16 protein-coding genes are annotated in these 17894 nt (G+C 64.7%); 7 read left to right on the top strand and 9 right to left on the bottom strand.

The window, feature by feature from the left end:
• Positions 1–202: 202 nt before the first annotated feature.
• Genes ACUN9Y_RS11880 through ACUN9Y_RS11870 form a run of 3 tightly spaced genes read right to left on the bottom strand, consistent with a single transcriptional unit; the run spans position 203 to position 2953 of the window.
• Positions 203–595, bottom strand: coding sequence for a RidA family protein (locus tag ACUN9Y_RS11880; protein ID WP_445460928.1), 393 nt, complete (start codon positions 593–595; stop codon positions 203–205).
• Positions 592–2088, bottom strand: a complete 1497-nt coding sequence (locus ACUN9Y_RS11875; protein ID WP_445460927.1) for an N-acyl-D-amino-acid deacylase family protein — start codon at positions 2086–2088, stop codon at positions 592–594. The genes ACUN9Y_RS11880 and ACUN9Y_RS11875 overlap by 4 nt, the downstream gene beginning before the upstream one ends.
• A gap of 1 nt (position 2089) precedes the next feature.
• Complete coding sequence (locus ACUN9Y_RS11870; RefSeq protein WP_445460926.1) at positions 2090–2953, bottom strand: MurR/RpiR family transcriptional regulator; 864 nt, start codon at positions 2951–2953, stop codon at positions 2090–2092.
• Positions 2954–3277: 324 nt separating this feature from the next.
• Here ACUN9Y_RS11870 and ACUN9Y_RS11865 point away from each other — a divergent pair, with 324 nt between their 5' ends.
• Positions 3278–4507, top strand: coding sequence for an amino acid deaminase (locus tag ACUN9Y_RS11865; RefSeq protein WP_445460925.1), 1230 nt, complete (start codon positions 3278–3280; stop codon positions 4505–4507).
• Between the two features lie 155 nt (positions 4508–4662).
• On the opposite strand, the gene ACUN9Y_RS11860 is transcribed toward ACUN9Y_RS11865, so the two are convergent.
• Together ACUN9Y_RS11860 and ACUN9Y_RS11855 are read right to left on the bottom strand one after the other, a co-directional pair.
• The gene (locus ACUN9Y_RS11860; RefSeq protein ID WP_445460924.1) at positions 4663–5727 is read right to left on the bottom strand and encodes an aromatic ring-hydroxylating dioxygenase subunit alpha; all 1065 of its coding nucleotides are present in this window, start codon (positions 5725–5727) and stop codon (positions 4663–4665) included.
• 67 nt (positions 5728–5794) lie between these two features.
• A complete protein-coding gene (locus ACUN9Y_RS11855; RefSeq protein WP_445460923.1) occupies positions 5795–6763 on the bottom strand; it encodes a PDR/VanB family oxidoreductase in 969 nt (322 codons plus the stop codon).
• A gap of 169 nt (positions 6764–6932) precedes the next feature.
• Here ACUN9Y_RS11855 and ACUN9Y_RS11850 point away from each other — a divergent pair, with 169 nt between their 5' ends.
• Together ACUN9Y_RS11850 and ACUN9Y_RS11845 are read left to right on the top strand one after the other, a co-directional pair.
• Complete coding sequence (locus ACUN9Y_RS11850) at positions 6933–7844, top strand: LysR family transcriptional regulator (protein ID WP_445460922.1); 912 nt, start codon at positions 6933–6935, stop codon at positions 7842–7844.
• Positions 7845–8161: 317 nt separating this feature from the next.
• Positions 8162–9193, top strand: coding sequence for a DUF2235 domain-containing protein (locus tag ACUN9Y_RS11845; protein ID WP_445460921.1), 1032 nt, complete (start codon positions 8162–8164; stop codon positions 9191–9193).
• Between the two features lie 81 nt (positions 9194–9274).
• Here the strand turns inward: ACUN9Y_RS11845 and ACUN9Y_RS11840 are convergent, their stop codons facing one another.
• The 3 genes from ACUN9Y_RS11840 to ACUN9Y_RS11830 form a co-directional block, all read right to left on the bottom strand.
• A complete protein-coding gene (locus ACUN9Y_RS11840) occupies positions 9275–10765 on the bottom strand; it encodes a CoA-acylating methylmalonate-semialdehyde dehydrogenase (protein ID WP_445460920.1) in 1491 nt (496 codons plus the stop codon).
• 79 nt (positions 10766–10844) lie between these two features.
• Positions 10845–12119 carry a M24 family metallopeptidase gene (locus ACUN9Y_RS11835; RefSeq protein WP_445460919.1) on the bottom strand — a complete coding sequence of 425 codons (1275 nt, stop codon included), beginning with the start codon at positions 12117–12119 and terminating at the stop codon, positions 10845–10847.
• A 127-nt stretch (positions 12120–12246) separates the two neighbouring features.
• On the bottom strand, positions 12247–13125 hold the full coding sequence (locus tag ACUN9Y_RS11830; RefSeq protein ID WP_445460918.1) for a HalD/BesD family halogenase: 879 nt from the start codon (positions 13123–13125) through the stop codon (positions 12247–12249).
• Positions 13126–13231: 106 nt separating this feature from the next.
• Between ACUN9Y_RS11830 and ACUN9Y_RS11825 the strand changes: the two genes are divergently transcribed.
• Complete coding sequence (locus ACUN9Y_RS11825) at positions 13232–14101, top strand: LysR family transcriptional regulator (RefSeq protein ID WP_445460917.1); 870 nt, start codon at positions 13232–13234, stop codon at positions 14099–14101.
• Positions 14102–14390: 289 nt separating this feature from the next.
• Positions 14391–14630, top strand: coding sequence for a hypothetical protein (locus ACUN9Y_RS11820; protein ID WP_445460916.1), 240 nt, complete (start codon positions 14391–14393; stop codon positions 14628–14630).
• Between the two features lie 7 nt (positions 14631–14637).
• Here the strand turns inward: ACUN9Y_RS11820 and ACUN9Y_RS11815 are convergent, their stop codons facing one another.
• Positions 14638–15531: a LysR family transcriptional regulator gene (locus ACUN9Y_RS11815; protein ID WP_445460915.1), complete on the bottom strand. Its 894-nt coding sequence runs from the start codon at positions 15529–15531 to the stop codon at positions 14638–14640.
• 158 nt (positions 15532–15689) lie between these two features.
• Between ACUN9Y_RS11815 and ampC the strand changes: the two genes are divergently transcribed.
• Both ampC and ACUN9Y_RS11805 read left to right on the top strand, forming a co-directional pair.
• Complete coding sequence (gene ampC / locus ACUN9Y_RS11810; RefSeq protein WP_445460914.1) at positions 15690–16934, top strand: class C beta-lactamase; 1245 nt, start codon at positions 15690–15692, stop codon at positions 16932–16934.
• Between the two features lie 154 nt (positions 16935–17088).
• Positions 17089–17787, top strand: coding sequence for a glutathione S-transferase N-terminal domain-containing protein (locus ACUN9Y_RS11805; RefSeq protein ID WP_445460913.1), 699 nt, complete (start codon positions 17089–17091; stop codon positions 17785–17787).
• Positions 17788–17894 lie beyond the last annotated feature (107 nt).

Here is a 17894-nt window from a genome sequence, read left to right as displayed (position 1 = left end):
CCTCGATCGTTGCCGCGATCGAGGCAGTGGACGTTTGCCGTTTGCTGTGACCGGCGTCGGGTCCTTGCCGGGACCCGACGCCACCTTCCTTCCTGCCTGACACGATTTCTGCCGCGAGGCGTGATGCAGCCATCGCGCCATGGGCGGCTCGCTACTGCGCGTCGGTGCGCACAGACTCGCTCTGGTTTAGACGCGATCGGGGTCAGGCGCGATCGGCGCGGTAGCAGGTCACATCGACCTCGACCTTGCAGTCGACTACCAGATCCTGAACGCTGCAGATACGCGCCGGTGGATGCTCCGAGAAAATCTCGGCGAACACCTTGTTGAACGACGAGAAGTAGCGCGCATCGGTCAAGACCGCGGTGACATGCACCACGTCTTCCACCGCATAGCCGGCTTCCCTGACGATGGTCAGGCAGTTGTCGAAGGCCAGCCGGGTCTGCTCGATGATGCCGCCTTCGACGACCTCGCCGTCGGTCATCGGGGTCTGGCCCGAGACCTTCAGCCAGCCGCCAGCCTCGACGGCGCGTGAGAACGGCAGTTTCTGGCCGCCAGTGCCGACGCCGCCTTCGGCGCCATAGCGTTTGATGCTCATGGGGACGTTTCCTCATGGTGGGGGGATAAGAGTTCGGGTGAACAGGACAGCCGCACGCTTCGGCGCAGCATGCGCCCCGCACGCTGATCACGGGCCACGCCGTCGACATAGGACGTCACCCCATTGACCACGACCCGGGCGATGCCTCGAGTGGGAGCAATGGGCGTGTCGTAGTCGGCCGCGTCTTCGAGCCGTTCGAGGTCGAACAGCACCAGGTCGGCATAGGCCCCGGGGCGGATCTCGCCGCGATCGACCAGACCGAAGGTAGCCGCCGAAAGGCGGGTCATCTTGCGCACCGCCTCGGGCAGCGGCATCAGTGCCAGGTCCCGACTGTAGTGGGCCAGCACCCTGGGAAAGGCGCCCCACAGACGCGGATGCGGGTGCGGATCGTTGGGCAGGCCATCGGAGCCAACCATGGTCAGCGGATGCGCCAGCACCTGGCGCATGTCGTCTTCGCTCATGTTGTGATAGACCGCCCCGGCCGGCTGCAGCCGGCGCGCCGTCTCGACCAGCGACAGTCCCCAGTCGCTGGCGATATCCTCAAGCGGACGCCGAGCCTGTTCGGGGTGGGGCCGGGACCAGGTGATGGTGATCGCGATCTCGTCGGTCACCTGGCCCAGGTCCAGGGTCGAGGAACCGGCGGTATAGGGGTAGCAATCGCAGTTGACCCGCTGCCCCCGTGCGGCCTGCTCGAGCTGCCCGAGCGCCCGAGGCGCCTGGCCCCAATTACCGGCGCCGGCGCACTTCAAATGGGAAATCACCAGTGCCGCCCGGCCACGTTCAGCCGTCGCGAAGGCTTCGTCCATGGCCGCTGCCTGACCGGCGAACTCATCCCGCAGGTGGGTGGTATAGATCCCGCCGGCGCTGCCCACCGCCGCAACCAGCGGCGCCATTTCACTGGCAGGCGCCTGGAAGGCATTGCGATAGGCAAGCCCCGAGCTGAGACCGATGGCGCCTTGCGCCAACGCCTTCTCGAGGGCGTCCCGCATCAACGCCACCTCTCCGTCGCTGGCGGCGCGGGAAAAATCGTCCATGACCTGACTACGCAGGCTGGTGTGGCCGACCAGCGCCGCCACATTCACCGCGGGACGAGCCTCATCGACCGCTTGGGCATAGGCCGCGAAGGTCGGATAGACGAAGTCTTCGACATCGCCGAGCAGGTTCATCGGGTCCGGCACCTCGGCGTCCAGGCACACCGGTGCGGCGCTGATACCGCAGTTGCCGACCACCACCGTGGTCACCCCCTGGCTCAGCTTGGGCAGCATCGTGGGGGTGCGAATGACGTTGGTGTCATCGTGGGTATGGACGTCGATGAAGCCGGGTGTCAGCGTCAGGCCTTCGGCCTCGACGACCTCCCCGGCGGTGGCCACCTCGCTGTCCAGGTCACCGATGGCAACGATGCGCTCACCGTCGATGGCGACATCGGCGACAAAGGGCGCGCCACCGGAGCCGTCGATGATCGTGGCGCGGCGTATCAGCAGGTCGTGAGCCATGTCAGTCTCCCAGCGGCTGGCGATTGTCGCCGCCACGGTGGTCGTCGAGGGTAATCTTGAGGCGCCGGAGCTTGTCCCGGGAGCGCTCCCGGTGACGCATGGCGAGCTCAAGGGCGAGCACGTCGATGGCCGCCATCAGGGCGTAGCGCGACGCCGACGGGTGCAGAATGAAGTCGGTTTCCCGGGCGGCGATCGGCAATACCACATCGGCATTGGCGGCCAGCGGCGAGCCCACCGCGGTGATCGCGATCACCGCGGCGCCGTACTGCCGGGCGATCTGCGCCGACTCGACCATTTCCGGGGTATAGCCGGACACCGATAGCACCACCACCACATCGGTCGGCTCCAGTGTCGAGGCGACCATTCGCGGCAGCAGACCATGGGGATAGGCACTCACCGCATAGCCCAGTCGCACCAGGCGAAACTGCAACTCCTGGCACATCACGCTCGACCCGCCACCGCTGCCGAAGGCGAGGACCTGTCGCGCCCCGTCGAGTCGCTCCACCGCGCCCTCGATGTCGGCCTCCAACAGCAGATCGCGATTGAGCGCCAGGGTCTGGGCCGCGATGTCGTACACCACGCCTGGCCCCGCGGCCGGATCGGCGTCCTGAATAAACCGACGCCCGGCGGCGAGCGCCCGGGTCAGGCGCAGCTTGAGATCGCGCACATTGGCGCACCCCACCGAGCGTGCAAAGCGGGTCACGGTGGCCTCGCTGACGCCGGCCCGGCGGGCGATCTCGGAAATACTGGACTCGGTGACGAAGTCGATGTCCTCGAAGATCAGCTCGGCCACCTTGCGCTCGGACTCGCTGAGCGAGCCGACGGTGGCGGTAATGCTCGAAAGGATGTCGATATGCTGACTCAAGGAGGCCTCCTGGACGTCGAGCCTGGACGTCAGACCGAGTGTCGGCGCTGACCGTCAGAGAAAAGAACGCATGAACGTCGCTGGCGTGGATCTTGGAAGTCACGTTATGTTAGTTTCTAACACCAGACAAACAAATCTTGGTATTTTTCGACAAAAGTCGGATGCCGAGTCGCCCAGACGGCTTGCCTGAAAACGCCGCGCGGCTATCATCGAGGTCCGGTTGTGCGTTGATGATCGCGGTCTCACTGCCCTCGGCCCCGGCCAACGCCCGATTCGTGCCGAGCGTGATCGACGCTCAGGCCCATTTGCTCCAGGAGTTCACCGATGGTCCACCCCGCTACCGCTGCTACTCTCGAACACTCGGGGGGCCACAAGGGCACTCTCGAAACCGGCCCCGGTCTGCTGCGTGACCTGAGCCTCCCCGCCGCCGTCATTCACCAGGCCCCGCTTGAGCACAACCTGAGCTGGATGCAAGCCTTCGCCGTTGACCATGGCGCTCACCTGGCGCCCCACGGCAAGACCACGATGACCCCGGCGCTGTTTCGCCGCCAACTGGCTGCCGGTGCCTGGGGAATCACGCTGGCGACCCTGCCCCAGTGCCGAGCCGCCTTCGCCGAGGGGGTGACGCGGCTCCTGGTGGCCAATCAACTGGTTGGCCGCGCCAACATGACCATCGCCGCGGCACTGATCCGCGCCGGTGCCGAGCTCTACGTGACGGTGGACAGTGGCGCCAATGTCGATCAGCTGGACGAGTTCTTCGGCGCCGCCGGTCAATGCCTCAATGTGCTGATCGAGGTAGGCGTCGACGGCGGCCGCTGTGGCTGTCGGGATGACGACGAGATCGCGGCACTGGCCCATCGGATCCACGCAAGCTCGGGCCTGCGACTGGCGGGGCTCGAAGGCTACGAGGGCGTCGTCCATGGGGATGACCCGGTGGCCGGCATTCGTGCCTACGCCCGGCGCCTGATCGCCAACGCCCGATACCTCGACAGCGAGAACCTGCTCGAGACCGAGGCACCCATCATCACCGCCTCGGGGTCGGCCTGGTACGACGTGATCGCCGAGGAATTTCGTGATGCCGGCCTGGACCAGCGCTTCAGCCCGGTACTGCGCCCCGGCTGCTACGTGGTCCACGATCACGGCATTTACCGCGAAGCCCAGCGTGGCGTGCTCTCGCGTCGCCCAGACCTGCACGAAGGCCTGCGCCCCGCGCTCGAGGTCTATGCCCAGGTGCAGTCGCTGCCGGAACCGGGTCTCGCCATCGTCGCTCTGGGCAAGCGGGATATCGGCTTCGATCTGCCCCCCGAGGCGCTACGCCGCTATCGCGAAGGGGCCAGCGTCGACGCCGAACTGTCGGTCGATGGCTGGCGGGTGATCAAGCAAATGGACCAACACACGTTCCTTTCCCTGCCCGACGGCGCCGACGATGTGCAGATAGGCGACATCATCGCCTTCGGCGCCTCGCACCCCTGCATGACCTTCGACAAATGGCGGCACGTTCACCTCGTCGATGCCGAGTTGCGCGTGATCGACACCTGGGAAACCCGGTTCTAGGCAGGCCACGGGGCCTGCCTCGCCACTCCCCCGCTTCCAAACGCCACCGGCAGCCCAGACGCTACCGGTCACCCAACCGACACCGGCAGCCCAAGGGCTGCCGGTGTCGGTTGGTGCATGGCCTTCACGGAGGTGACAGGATCATCATCACACCCTCACGCGACCCCCTGGGCGTCGTCACGCGGCCCCTCTGTCTGCCCTTGCTCCGCCGCGACCAGGCGCTCCACCATGCGCCGGATACGGGCCGGGGCATTGTCGATGCCAAGCCGTGTGCGTTCCCGAATGCCAGTGCGTTCCTGCTCCTTCTGCACCAACTCGAGGATATCCAGATCTTCGGTGAAGGTTAGCGTCATCAGCTCCACGACTTCTGCGTCGACCTTGGCGTCATCGGCGTGATAGTTACGCACGTGTAGCCAGAAATAATGCGTGGTCGACTCGGTTTCAGGCGTCAGGAAGTTGAAGCTGTAGGACCGGAGCCCCCGATCCTTGTTCTCCTCGACAGGCTCCAGCTCGGCGTCGATGCCACCGAAATCCACGCAGGACACCGATGGCATGAAGAGATAGTAGTACTGCCAGCGATTCACCGGCCCACTGAAGTTGCCCATCTTCTTGAACAGCGGCACCGGCTCGTCATCCTTGATCCAGCGGTACGCCAGCACCTGCCGATCGCCCTGCTCGACCTTGACCCCCACGTCTTCGCCACCGGCCCCACCGATGGTCTTCTTGTGTACGTAGGTGGTGTGGGCGGGGTCGACCAGGTTATCGGTAATGTTCAGGTAGTGCGTCGGAAAATGCAGATACTGCCCATCCACCACGCCCCAGCCGGACTCGCCGTAGCGCGGCACGTCAACGATGGCATCGGGATCGGCCAAGGCGGCATCCCCCATCCAGATCCAAACCGCGTTGTAGCGCTCGACCAGCGGATAACTCCGGACCTTGGCACTCGGCGGCACCTTCGTCTGTCCGGGCACCCGGGTACAGGCACCGCTGCAGTTGAACGTCATGCCGTGATAGCCGCACTGGACCTCATCGCCCACCAGTTCTCCCACCGACAGCGGGGCCAGCTTGTGTGGGCAGCTATCCTCCAGCGCCACCGGGGCACCGTCCTCGCGACGGTAGAAGACGATGGGCTCGCCGAGGATGCGGCGGGAAACCAGCTGGCGACCGATGTCCTTGGTCCAGGCGGCCACGTACCAGGCGTTGCGAATGTAGTCACTCATGGGATTCTCCTCATTGTCTTGGCGCCGCTCGACACCTTCCGAGGCGCCGATGGCGCGGCTTGTCGCCTCAGGCGCGGAGTTTGAGCCTTCCAGCCCGAGCCCGAGAGACGCATACGCACAGCGATTCCTGCTGTTGCTCCTCATCCAGGCAGTAGTCTTCATGCTCGACATCGCCCTCGATCAGTTCGACGGCGCACACCCCGCACTCCCCGCGCCGGCAGTCGTACATCGGGTCGAGCCCGGCCTCCTCCATCACCTCGAGAATGCTCTTGTCGGCAGGCACCGCCAGGGTCATGCCGGAATCGACGAACTCCACCTCGAAGCCGCTGGCAGACGCCGCATCGACCGGGTTGGCGAAGAGTTCGAAGTGGACCCGGTCAGACGGCCAGTTTCGTCCCTTGGCCGTCGCGATCACCGCGTCGATCAAGCCCTTGGGCCCACAGACATAAAGATGGCGCCCTTCACTGGGCTCGCCGATCACTTCCTCGATCAGCATGCCCTTGCTCGGGTCGCCGCCGTCGAAATAGAGGCTGGCCGCGTCACCACACAAAGACGCCAGACGCTCGCGATAGGCCATCAGTTCCGGGCTTCGGGCGCCGTAGTGAAACTCGAACGAGGCACGATGGGCCACCAGGGTTTCGACCATGGACAGGATCGGGGTGATACCGATGCCGCCGGCGATAAGCACGCGATGGCGCGCCTCTCGCTCCAGCGGAAAATCGTTCTTCGGTGGCCACACCGTCAGCCGGGCACCCTCCTCCAGCGCATGCATGAAGGCCGAACCGCCGCGGCTATTGGCATCCAGTGCCACGGCTATCTCATAGCAGGCACCCTGGCGTGTACTGTTGATCAGGGAGTAGGCGCGCTCGTCCGGGCGACCATCGGGCAACGTGACCTGGACGCGCAGGTGCGCGCCGGCGGCGAAGGATGGCAAGGGCACGCCCAGCTCGGGCAGCAGGCGAAAGGACTTGATGGTGGGGGTCAGCCTCTCGACGGCTTGCACCTCGAGAGATAGCGGGCTCGATGGGTCGGTCACTGGGCGTCCTCCTCGTTTCGGTCATGTACCGACTGTAGTGAGGAAGGCACGCAACACCCAGCGTCGAAACGAGAATAACTGTTGCACTAACGGGATAATAACTCGAGCATATAGCCCTAAACGCGCAACGATAGTGGCCACACTATTGCCAGAAAGGGATAATCAGTCGATGACACCCCACGCCGACAGCATGCTCTGGTTCGCCACCATCGTGGAGCTCGAGAGTTTTCGTCGAGCCGCCGAACGCCTCGGCGTGCCCGCCAGCACCTTGAGCCGCCGCCTCACCGCGCTGGAGGAAAGCCTCGGCATTCGCCTGCTCGAGCGCACCACCCGGCGCATGTATCTCACCGAGGCCGGACGCGTGTTCTTCCGCCACTGCCTGGCCGTGCGCGAGGAAATTGCTCAGGCCCACCAGGCGGTCGAGCGCTTGCAATCGGCGCCCCGCGGCGTGCTTAGGGTGGCATCGTTCTACACCCTCGGCTCGCAGTACCTGGCGCCACTGCTGGCCGACTTCCTGCGCCAGTACCCGGACATTCGACTCGAGCTCGAGCTCGGCGAAAATGCCGTCCACCAACTGGAGAAAGGCGCCGATATCGCCTTGCACGTAGGCGACCTCGACACACCCGGCTACCGCTTTCGCCAACTCGGCGAGGCGGTGATGCGCCTCTATGCGAGCCCCGAGTACCTGACGCGACACGGCGCACCCCAGCATCCCGCCGATCTCGAGCACCATGTCACCCTGGCCCACGCCGCCTGTTCCGGTGCCCGCCACGTCGAGTGGGAACTGTGGCAGGAGTCGGCGCCGGGCCACCGCCTGAGCGTAAAGCTCGAACCGACACTGATGTCCAACGAACCCACCACCGCGCTCAACACCGCCCTCGGCGGCCACGGCATCTATTTCGGCACCACGTTGATGGCGCGCCCGCACCTGTTCAGTGAACGCCTGGTCCCGGTACTCCCGCACTGGCGCGGGCCAACCATTGCCTTCCATGCGGTGTTCGCCAGTCGCGAGGGCGTCGCGCCGAAACTCAGGGTCTTCCTCGATTTCATCGCCGAGCGAATCGCCGACCACCTACGCTGAAGTGGCCAGTCCACCCCCTTTTCCTCCGCCCCCGCCCCTGCGACGCGACGCAACGTCACGCGACGCTTGGCCGACCACGCTTTCCCTCTGTGGCACGTCGCCAGTCCGGTCTCACCGATTGTCATCGCCGGCGCACTGGTGAAGACCTGAGCGCCGAGCGCCGCAGCAGGGGAAGGCCATACGAATGTGCCACCCCGCGCAAACATCGCCTCGACGACGCCTTCCCCGGCACCGCATCAACCAGACGCTTCCCGGGCCGACGTAGACTGAACGCAACCATACCCCGCTCTACCCAGCGCAGGAGGCACCCAGGGCCCATGGCCAAGACCATCGTGATGTCCTTTGACGGCACCTGGAACGTGCCGGACATGAACCTCGAAGACGGCGATACCAATACCAACGTGTATCGGTTGCACGACGCGGTGGTGGCCAGCGAGACGCCCTGGGGCACCATCAAACGCTACTATTCCGGGGTCGGTACCGACGGTGGGCATTGGTATCTCGTGGCGGGGGCAACCGGCCTTGGACTGTCCGACATCCTGCTCAGGGCCTACCGTGATCTGATCGATCTGTGGGAGGCCGGGGATCGACTGTTCCTGTTTGGCTTCAGCCGCGGCGCCTACACCGCCAGGAGCCTCAGTGGCCTGCTCGAGACGTCGGGACTCTTGAGGCGCGAGCATCGCCAGCGTCTCGACCACGCCTACCGGCTGTACCGAGATCGCCGTCAGGGACCGCGCTCGGCGGCCGCCGAGCGCTTCGCCAAACGCTACTCGGTTGTCGTGCCGATCCACCTGCTGGGCGTCTGGGATACGGTCGGCAGCCTCGGCATTCCGCTGAACAGCTTCGGCGCGTTCAATCGTCGCCACTTCGAGTTTCACGACACCCGCCTGAGCCACCGGGTGAGGCACGCCTGCCAGGCACTCGCGGTGGACGAACACCGCAAAGCCTTCGCCCCGACGCTATGGTCACCGGCATCGCCGGCGGCAGGCAGCCTGGAGCAGGCCTGGTTTCCCGGGGCTCATTCCAATGTCGGTGGAGGTTACCCGTCCCGGATCCTGTCCGATGTCAGCCTGGCCTGGATGATGGAGCGAGCCGAGCGTCACGGGCTGGTCCTGGCCGCGGATAAACGACCCGTGCTGCTCGCCACCCACCGCAGTGCGGACATCGTCGATTCCTACCGCGAGTTTCTCAGTCATTTCTATCGTCTGGTGTCGCCTCGGCGCTATCTGCGGCCGATCGGCTTCACGCCCTTCGGCAACGAAACGCTGCACCCGAGCGTTCGCCAACGGCGCTTGATCCTGCGCGACTATCGTCCGATCAACCCGACCCATCCTTCGCTCGATGCCTGAGCCACCCACCAGAAAAGCCCACCTTCGACAGTGGGCTTGAATTCACGACATCGAGGACCCGCCGGCCCTCGGCATCCGCGCCTAGCTCGACGGAAAACTGAACTCGGCGCTTTCCTTGGTGGCCTGACGCGGCCAGCGCTGGGAGATCGCCTTGCGCCGCGTGTAGAAACGCACCGCATCGGGACCATAGGCATGCAGATCGCCAAACAGCGAACTCTTCCAGCCGCCGAAGCTGTGGAAGGCCACCGGCACCGGTAGCGGTACGTTGATGCCCACCATGCCCACCTCGATGGCATCGGCGAAGCGCCGCCCCGCTTCCCCATCACGGGTGAAGACGCAGGTGCCGTTGCCATACGGGTGGGCGTTGATCAGGGCGATGGCGTCATCGAGGGTCTCGACGCGCACCACACAGAGTACCGGGCCAAAAATCTCATCCTGATACACGCTCATCTCCGGCGTCACCCGGTCCAGCAGGCTGGCACCGAGAAAATAGCCGTGGGAGGTCGTGACCAGCGGATGGGTCCGCCCATCGACCACCAACTCGGCGCCGGCGCGCTGCCCCTGGCCGATGTAGTCGACCACCCGCTGACGATGCCCGGCGTTGACCAGTGCGCCCATATCGAGGCCCCGCTCGGTTCCCGGCCCGATCTTCAGGTCGCGGGCCTGGGCGGCGATGCGCTCGACCAGGCCATCGGCGGTGCTTTCCCCCACACAGACGGCGACCGAGATCGCCATGCAACGCTCGCCGGCGCTGCCGTAAGCCGCACCGATCAGGGTATTGGCGGCGTTATCGAGATCGGCATCGGGGAGCACCACGGCGTGATTCTTGGCGCCGCCCAGTGCTTGAACGCGTTTGCCCTGCTGGGCACCACGCTCATACACCGCACGGGCCACGGGGGTCGAGCCGACGAAGGACACGGCCTTGACGTCAGGGGCATCGATCAGCGCCTCGACCGTCTCGCGATCACCATGGACGACACTGAACAGGCCTTTGGGCAGACCGGCTTCATCCAGTAGCTCCGCCATCTTGATGGCCGCCGAAGGCACTTGCTCGGAAGGCTTCAGGATAAAGGCATTGCCACAGGCAATGGCCATCGGATACATCCACAGCGGCACCATGGCCGGGAAGTTGAACGGCGTGATGCCGGCCACGATGCCAAGCGGCTGATGATTGGACCAGGTATCGATCGCCGGACCCGCGTTGTGGGAATACTCGCCTTTCAGAAGCTCCGGCACCGCGCAGGCGTACTCGACGTTCTCGATGCCGCGCTTGAGCTCGCCCATGGCATCTTCGAGCACCTTGCCGTGTTCTTCGCTGACCAGCGCGCAGATCTCATCGGCATCGCGCTCCAGCAGCGTCTTGAAGCGGTACATCACCTGCGCCCGCTTGGCCGGTGGCGTATCTCGCCAGGCCGGCTGTGCCAGGCGGGCCGCCTCGATGGCACGCTGAACGGTTTCGCCAGTGCCCAGGACCACGCGGCGTACCGGCTCACCGGTCGCGGGGTTGAACACATCCAGGCTGCGCTCGCCGGGCACGTTGGTGCCGGCGATCCAATGGTGTACGTCGGTCATGCAGGCTCTCTTGATCGGTGATTCAAAACGTTAGGAGCCGGGCGTCGCTGACGCCCGGATAGGCGCGCTCGAGCCACGACTAGCGGCCGAGCAGTGCCTCATCGAAGGGGTAGCGCGACAGCTTCTCGACGCCGGTCTCGGTGATCAGCACCTCTTCCTCGAGCTTGACGCCGTCGGCGGCCCCGACTTCACCGATATAGCTTTCCACCGACACCACCATGCCGGGCTCGAGAACGCCGTCCTTGGAGAAGCGATCGAAGTCCATGTGGTGGGCGACCAGCGGCGTTTCACCGTGCATGCCCACGCCGTGAATGATCGACGGGTAGCGACGGTCGAGGAAGCGTTCGGGAATCTTCCAGGCGCGCTCGGCGATCTCACGATAGCCGACGCCAGGGGCCAGGATATTCATGTTGTGATGCACCTGGTCATAGGCCATGCGGTACAGGCTCTGCTGATAGGCGCTGGGGCGACCACCGACACAGAACGTCCGTGAAAAGTCCGAGTAATAGCCATGACAGCCGATGGTATCGGTATCCAGGGCCACCAGCTCGCCGGGCCGAATCACCCGGTCGCTGGCTTCATTGAACCAGGGGTTGGTGCGCGGCCCGGACGACAGCAGGCGCGTCTCGATAAACTCGCCGCCCTGCTGGATGACATTGCCGTACATGATGGCGAACAGGTCGTTCTCGGTGACCCCCGGCTTGATGGCGGCCTCGACTTCGGCCACCGCCGCTTCACTGGCGGCCATCGATTGCGCCAGGCACGCGACCTCCTCAGGCGTCTTGATGCGACGACAATGCAGCGTGTCCTGCATGCAGTCGTAGACATCCAGCCCCTGCGCTTCGAGCGAGCGCGCCAGGTTCAGGGTGCAGCGGTCGAGACCGACCTTCCTGTTGCCGCGACCGTGTTCCTCGATCAGCTCGGCGATTTCGATGCCGAAGGGATCAGACGACATGTTGTCGCGCTGGTTGACGGCGGACCACACCACCTTGGAGGTACGTGCCTCATCGATGGTCTCGAGCCAGGTGGAAACATGAGCGCTGCCGGGATATTCGAACAGGATGATCGGCCCCTCGAGGGGCACGTAGATGTAACGCGTCGAATTGCGCAAGAAGTAGCCGAACATGTTGCGCGAACCGGTGGCATAGCGCTGATTGTTGGGGTCGAACAGCACCACCGCCGCGTAGCCTTGCTCCGCCATCATGCCACGCAGACGCTCCAGGCGACCGCCGCGAAGACGCTTGGGGTCGAAGGACGTCGGAATGCTGTCGCCATTGGCCATGGGCGCGGAGGGCACAACCGGAATGGCGTCGGGCTCGTTGTCGGTCAGATTGTCGAAATCGACGATGCTCATGTCAGGGTCCTTGACGGGAATACGTTATATGTCCGCCGCTGTGCGGGGCGGTAGCGGCCCCGCGTCGGCGTCTGGCGCCAGCGGGGCCGTGGTTCAGCGGGGCTTGTGGCAAGACCGAGCCTGCGACTCAATCGGCCAGGGAATCACTGCGGCTCATGCCTTCCTTGAGCAGGCGCTCATGGATCGGCGCCATGCGTCCGAAGATGCGCTGGGCGCGCTCGGGACGGCCGATGAACCCGGGCTCCTTGGCGTAAGCGAAGATCACCGTGTGACGTTCCTTGTCGCCGACGACGGGCGTCACCCGGTGCAGCGAATAACGGCCGAAGAAGACCTGCAGGTCGCCGGGCTCCAGGGTCAGGGACTTGAGACTGGAGCGGTCCCCGTCGAGCACCTTTTCCACGTCCTCGAAGTTCTCGCCCTCAGGGCTGCGGATACCCGGGGAGTATTCGAACAGGCCGCCGCCATGGGACTGGCGAGTCATCATGGTGACGATGAACTCGTTGGTGTCGTAGTGCCACGGATGCTGACAGCCTTCGCGCAGCACATTGACCACCAGGTCGGCCAGCGGATCGGCGTACTGGTGAATCTGCTCCATGCCGACCACGGTGGCGATAAACCGCTGGAAGTCCGGGTCCTGGTAGACCTGGCGAATGATGGTGTCGGCACCGATACGATCGCCGGCGACGAAGCCGTTGGTGCGATCGTCGAAGCGATTGCGCGGATGCGACGCCGCGAGGTCGGCATCGCCATCGCTGTTGTAAGGATTGGTCTCGGTCTGGTTGTAGTGGGCATGCGGTGACAGTCGCTCGGTCTCGCGCTCGAGCCGGGTCAGCGCCTCCTGCGGCACAAAGTTCTTCAGCACCACGCAACCATCATCCGCGAGTTGCCGACGGCAACGCTCGATCAGCTCATGTCCCTGCGCGTCATCCAGCGCATGAATCGGATAGCGGTCGAGGTCGATAAGACCGTCGAGAGAGGAAGTCGTCGAAGCGTCGGTGGCCCGCATGGAAATCTCCTGCCGTGCTTTAGGGAATGCTGGACAGAATAGTCAGGCCACTTCCATAATAGAAATGAATGGTTTAGATACCAATCATTTCAAGGTCTCATTAATTATGGATACCGATCTGCTCCGCGCCTTCGTCACCGTCGCCGAGTGCCAAGGCTTCAGCGCCGCCGGCCGCGTCCTGCATCGCACACAATCCGCCGTCAGCTTGCAGATCAAGCGCCTCGAGGACCAAATGGGCAAGAGCCTGTTCGAGCGCACCAGTCGCAGCGTCCTGGTGACCGCCGACGGCGAGCGTCTGCTGCCCTACGCCCGGCATATGCTCAAGCTCGAAGACGAGGCCCGCGAAGCCATGGGGGACCGCCCCCGGGGCGAACGGATTCGCTTCGGCACCTCCGAGGAGCAGGCCGGAGCCTATCTGCCCGAACTGTTGCCACGCTATGCGGAGTCTTTTCCCCACACCCGCATCGAGGTCATCTGCGATATCAGCGAGACCCTGGTGCAGTCCTTTCAGGAGGGGCTGCTCGATGTGGCTCTGTCGATCCGGCACGGACCGACCCAGTCCGGTCACCTGCTCGGCTGGGAGCCGATGGTCTGGGTCGCCGCCGAGGACGCCGATCCGACCCGCGGCCAGGCACTGCCCCTGGCCCTCAACCCCGAGGGCTGCATCTTTCGTGCCCATGCGCTCACGGCGCTGGGCAAGCAGGCGCGGGCCTGGGAGCTGCGCTATTCGAGCCAATCCCCCACCGGCATCAACCTGCCGGTGCAGGCGGGGCTTGCGATTACCGTCAAGACTCCCCGCAGCGTACCGGCTGGCTGCCGGATCCTCGGCGCGGAGCATGGCTTGCCAAAGCTTGGCCAGGTCGAAATCGAGATGCATCGGCGTCCGGGCCACGCCAGCCCGGCGCTGGAGGTGTTCTGCCAGCAGCTCGAAGAGATCGTCACCCATAGCGCCGACGTCGCCGCCCCGGAACTGTGAACGAGATGCTGGACCTTGTGCGGAGCCCTCCATCGACGGGGCCCCGAAAGAGCGACGCCATCCCCTATCTCGGGCATCGTCGACTACCTCCTCCCGGTGCTCGGCACATCGCTTCGCCGGCCGCCGATGACCAATCCGCAACGCCGCGCCTACCACGTTTCATGGATTCTCCACGTCGGGACAAGCTGCGACCATCATGAAGACTCGCTACGTCACCCAGGCACGAGGTCCAGGGAGCCGGACCAGCCAGCGAGCGACCTTTCGGCAAGCCACACGGGAGGAATTCGCGATGATGGCGACCGTTTCTTCACCCCCGAACAACCAGGATGCCGTCCGTCAGGATCCCTCCATCGAGGGCGACACCCGAGAACTCCACCAACGCCTCGAGCGCCTCGAGGCCGAGTTTCAGGCGCTGCGGTGTGCCGTGCTCCAGACTCGGCTCTACGCCGGTGACCGTCTCCCGGCCAAGGTCGGTTTGGTCATCGTCAAGATGCTGGAGGATGCCCTGGTGATGCACCGACCGCGCTAGAGCCCGCTCAACCTGCCTCGCCGGACTCGACACTGAGCGACTCGATCAGCCAGCGCTTGAAGGCCGACATCGCCGGCGTCTCGCCATGATGTTGCAAGCGAGTCAGCCAGTAACTCCCCAGCGCGACTTGGGTCCTGAACGGCCGGACGATACGCCCTTCGGCCAACTGACGCCTGAACATGACAGCCGGTGCCAACGCCACGCCGCCGCCCTGGATCACGACCTCCATCATGGCGACGGACGAATCGAAGATCACGGTACGCGGAAACGACAGATGGGTATCAACACCGGCCGCCGACAGCCAGGCGTTCCATTCATCCGTGCGATAGGAACGCAGCAGGGTCTGGTGCAGCACATCGCTCGGCTGCGTGAGCCTCTCGCCAAGCGCCGGCGCGCACAGCACGGTGAGCGGCGCCTCCATCAGCGGTGTTGCCTCGGTGCCATGCCAAGCACCGGTCCCGAACCGTATGGCGTAATCCAATCCTTCCAAGGTCAGTTCGATCTTGTTGTTGTGGGTGGAAACACGCACGTCGACAAAGGGAAAGCGACGCTGAAATTGCTCAAGCCTCGGCAATAGCCACGCCACCGCAAACGTTCCGACCACGCCGACGTTGAGCACCTCTCGGTCGGCGCCATCGGCCAGCACGTCAATGGCCTGGGACATCCGCTCCAGCGCCTCATGAACGATCGGGTAAAGCACCTCGCCTTCCCCGGTGAATCCTAGGCCCCTTGGCAAGCGACGAAACAACTCGACCCCCAGCTGGGCCTCCAGGCCCCGTACCTGGTGGCTGACCGCCGCCTGGGTGACACACAACTCCTGGGCGGCACGGGTAAAGCTTGCGTGACGGGCCGCGGCCTCGAAGGCACGCAGGGCATTCAACGGAAGTTGGCTACGATCCATGACGAGGGACAAATCCAATTTGTGGCAGAGACGAGAAATGATCGATTGTGGCGGGCCTGGGCGGCCCCTAGCATGCACCGATGTCAGCAGCGATAGCGTACAGCGCTACCCACCCGTTCGCCTGGCTCAATCGCCTTCTCACCCTGAGATCATCTCTTATGTCTCGATACGCTGCCACACCTCGCTACGCCAGCCTTGCACTGGCCATTGCGGCCGGTGCCGCCCTGCCTGCCCCCGCGGTCTTGGCCCAATCCACCCAGCCCCCATCGCCCTCCTCCGCCCAGGCACCAGCGGTGTCCGAGAGCGGCGATACCACGACCTGCCCGGTCGCATCGATCGACCGCATCGCGAAGACGCTGATGAGCGACTACGAGATTCCCGGCATGTCGGTGGGTGTCAGTCACGAGGGACAACGCTGTGTACGCCATTATGGTGTTGCCGCGCTCGGCGAGGATGGCGCCGTGGACGATACCACCTTGTTTGAAATCGGCTCGGTGTCCAAGACTCTGACGGCCGCCCTTGCCGCCTACGCTCAGGAGACAGGGCATCTGCAATGGCAGGACCGGGTCGCCGACCACCAGGCGGAACTCGCCGACACCCCGATCGGCAACGCCACGCTGCTCGAACTCGGCACCTACAGCGCTGGCGGCCTGCCGCTGCAATTTCCAAGCGACGTCAACGACGCCACCCTACTGGACTACTACCGCCGGTGGCAGCCAGATTTCGCCGCGGGCACGCAGCGCCTGTACAGCAACCCAAGCATTGGACTGCTCGGCGATCTGGCCGCCCGCAGCCTCGACCGCAGCTCAGATAGGCCCTTCACCAAGGTCATGAGCGATACCCTGTTGCCCAGGTGGCAGATGTCGCACACCTATCTCGAGGTGCCAGCGTCGGAGACCGAGCACTACGCCTTCGGCGTGTCGCCCGACAACCCGCGCACCCGGGTCACGCCGGGCCCCATGGACGCCCAAGCCTATGGCATCAAGACCACCGCCCAGGACATGTTGACCTTCATCGAGGCCAACATCGCCAGCTACCAAGGCGATACGGTGATGGACCGTGCACTGCTCTCGACGCACCTGGGCTATGCCGCGGTCGGCCCGATGCATCAGGGATTAGGGTGGGAAAGCTATGCCTACCCGGCGACTCTCGAGACTCTGCTCGCAGGCAACAGCAGCGACATGGCCCTTAAGCCACAGTCGCTCGTGTGGCTCACCCCCGAGGCCTCCCCATCCCCCGACCGCTGGATCAACAAGACCGGGTCGACCTTTGGATTCGGCGCCTACGTCGCCTTCGTCCCCGCCGAACGTCTGGGCATCGTGATCCTGGCCAACAAGCGCTACCCCAACGCCGAACGTGTCGAGGCGGCATACCGCATCAGCGAGGCCATGTCCGCGCCCTGACGCCTGCCCGGCGTCGACGCAATGGGACCCGAGACGCCGGCGCCGATGGCGCTAGCGATCGAGCCGACGCGTCTTTCGGCGCAGTCTCGAGCCTCGGCGTCGGCGCCGAGTGCTAGGATGCGAGGCATCTCGATATTCGTACAAGGAATCCTTCATGACGGACCTGTCCCGCTACCCGATCACTCGCAAATGGCCGGCACAACATCCCGAGTGCCTGCAGCTCTACTCCCTGCCGACGCCCAACGGCGTCAAGGTCTCGATCATGCTCGAGGAAACCGGGCTCGACTACGAGGCTCACCGGGTCAGCTTCGACACCCAGGATCAACGCTCGCCGGAATTCCTGTCGCTCAACCCCAACAACAAGATTCCCGCCATCCTCGACCCCAACGGCCCCGGAGGCGAACCCATCGCACTGTTCGAATCCGGAGCCATTCTGATCTATCTCGCCGACAAGACCGGTGAGCTGCTCCCCCAGGACCCTCAAGGGCGCTATCACGGCCTGCAGTGGCTGATGTTCCAAGTCGGGGGACTCGGTCCGATGTTTGGCCAGATCGGCTACTTCAACAAGTTTGCCGGCAAGGACATCGAGGACAAGCGTCCGCTGGAGCGCTACGTGGAGGAGGCCAAGCGCCTGCTCGGCGTGCTCGACAAGCGCCTGGCCGGACGCGAATGGCTGCTGGGCGACCACTACTCGGTGGTCGATATCGCGACCTTCCCCTGGATTCGCAACCTCGTCGGCTTCTATGACGCCGGGGAGCTGGTGGAGTTCGCCAATTTCCCCCACGTCGACCGCGCCCTGCGGGCGTTTCTCGCCCGCCCGGCGGTTCAACGCGGCCTGACGATTCCCGAGTAACGAACCAGGCCAGGCCAATCATCAGGCCGTCACGGTCTTTTGGTGCAGCACCCCGCACCGCCTGCCCGCCCGGTATCACAGGCGACACCGGGCAGGCTAGCGCGTGA

The sequence above is a fragment of the Halomonas sp. V046 genome, from assembly GCF_052645355.1.
The sequence above is the reverse complement of the archived record's forward strand: the minus strand, read 5'-3'. Positions and strand labels throughout refer to the sequence as shown.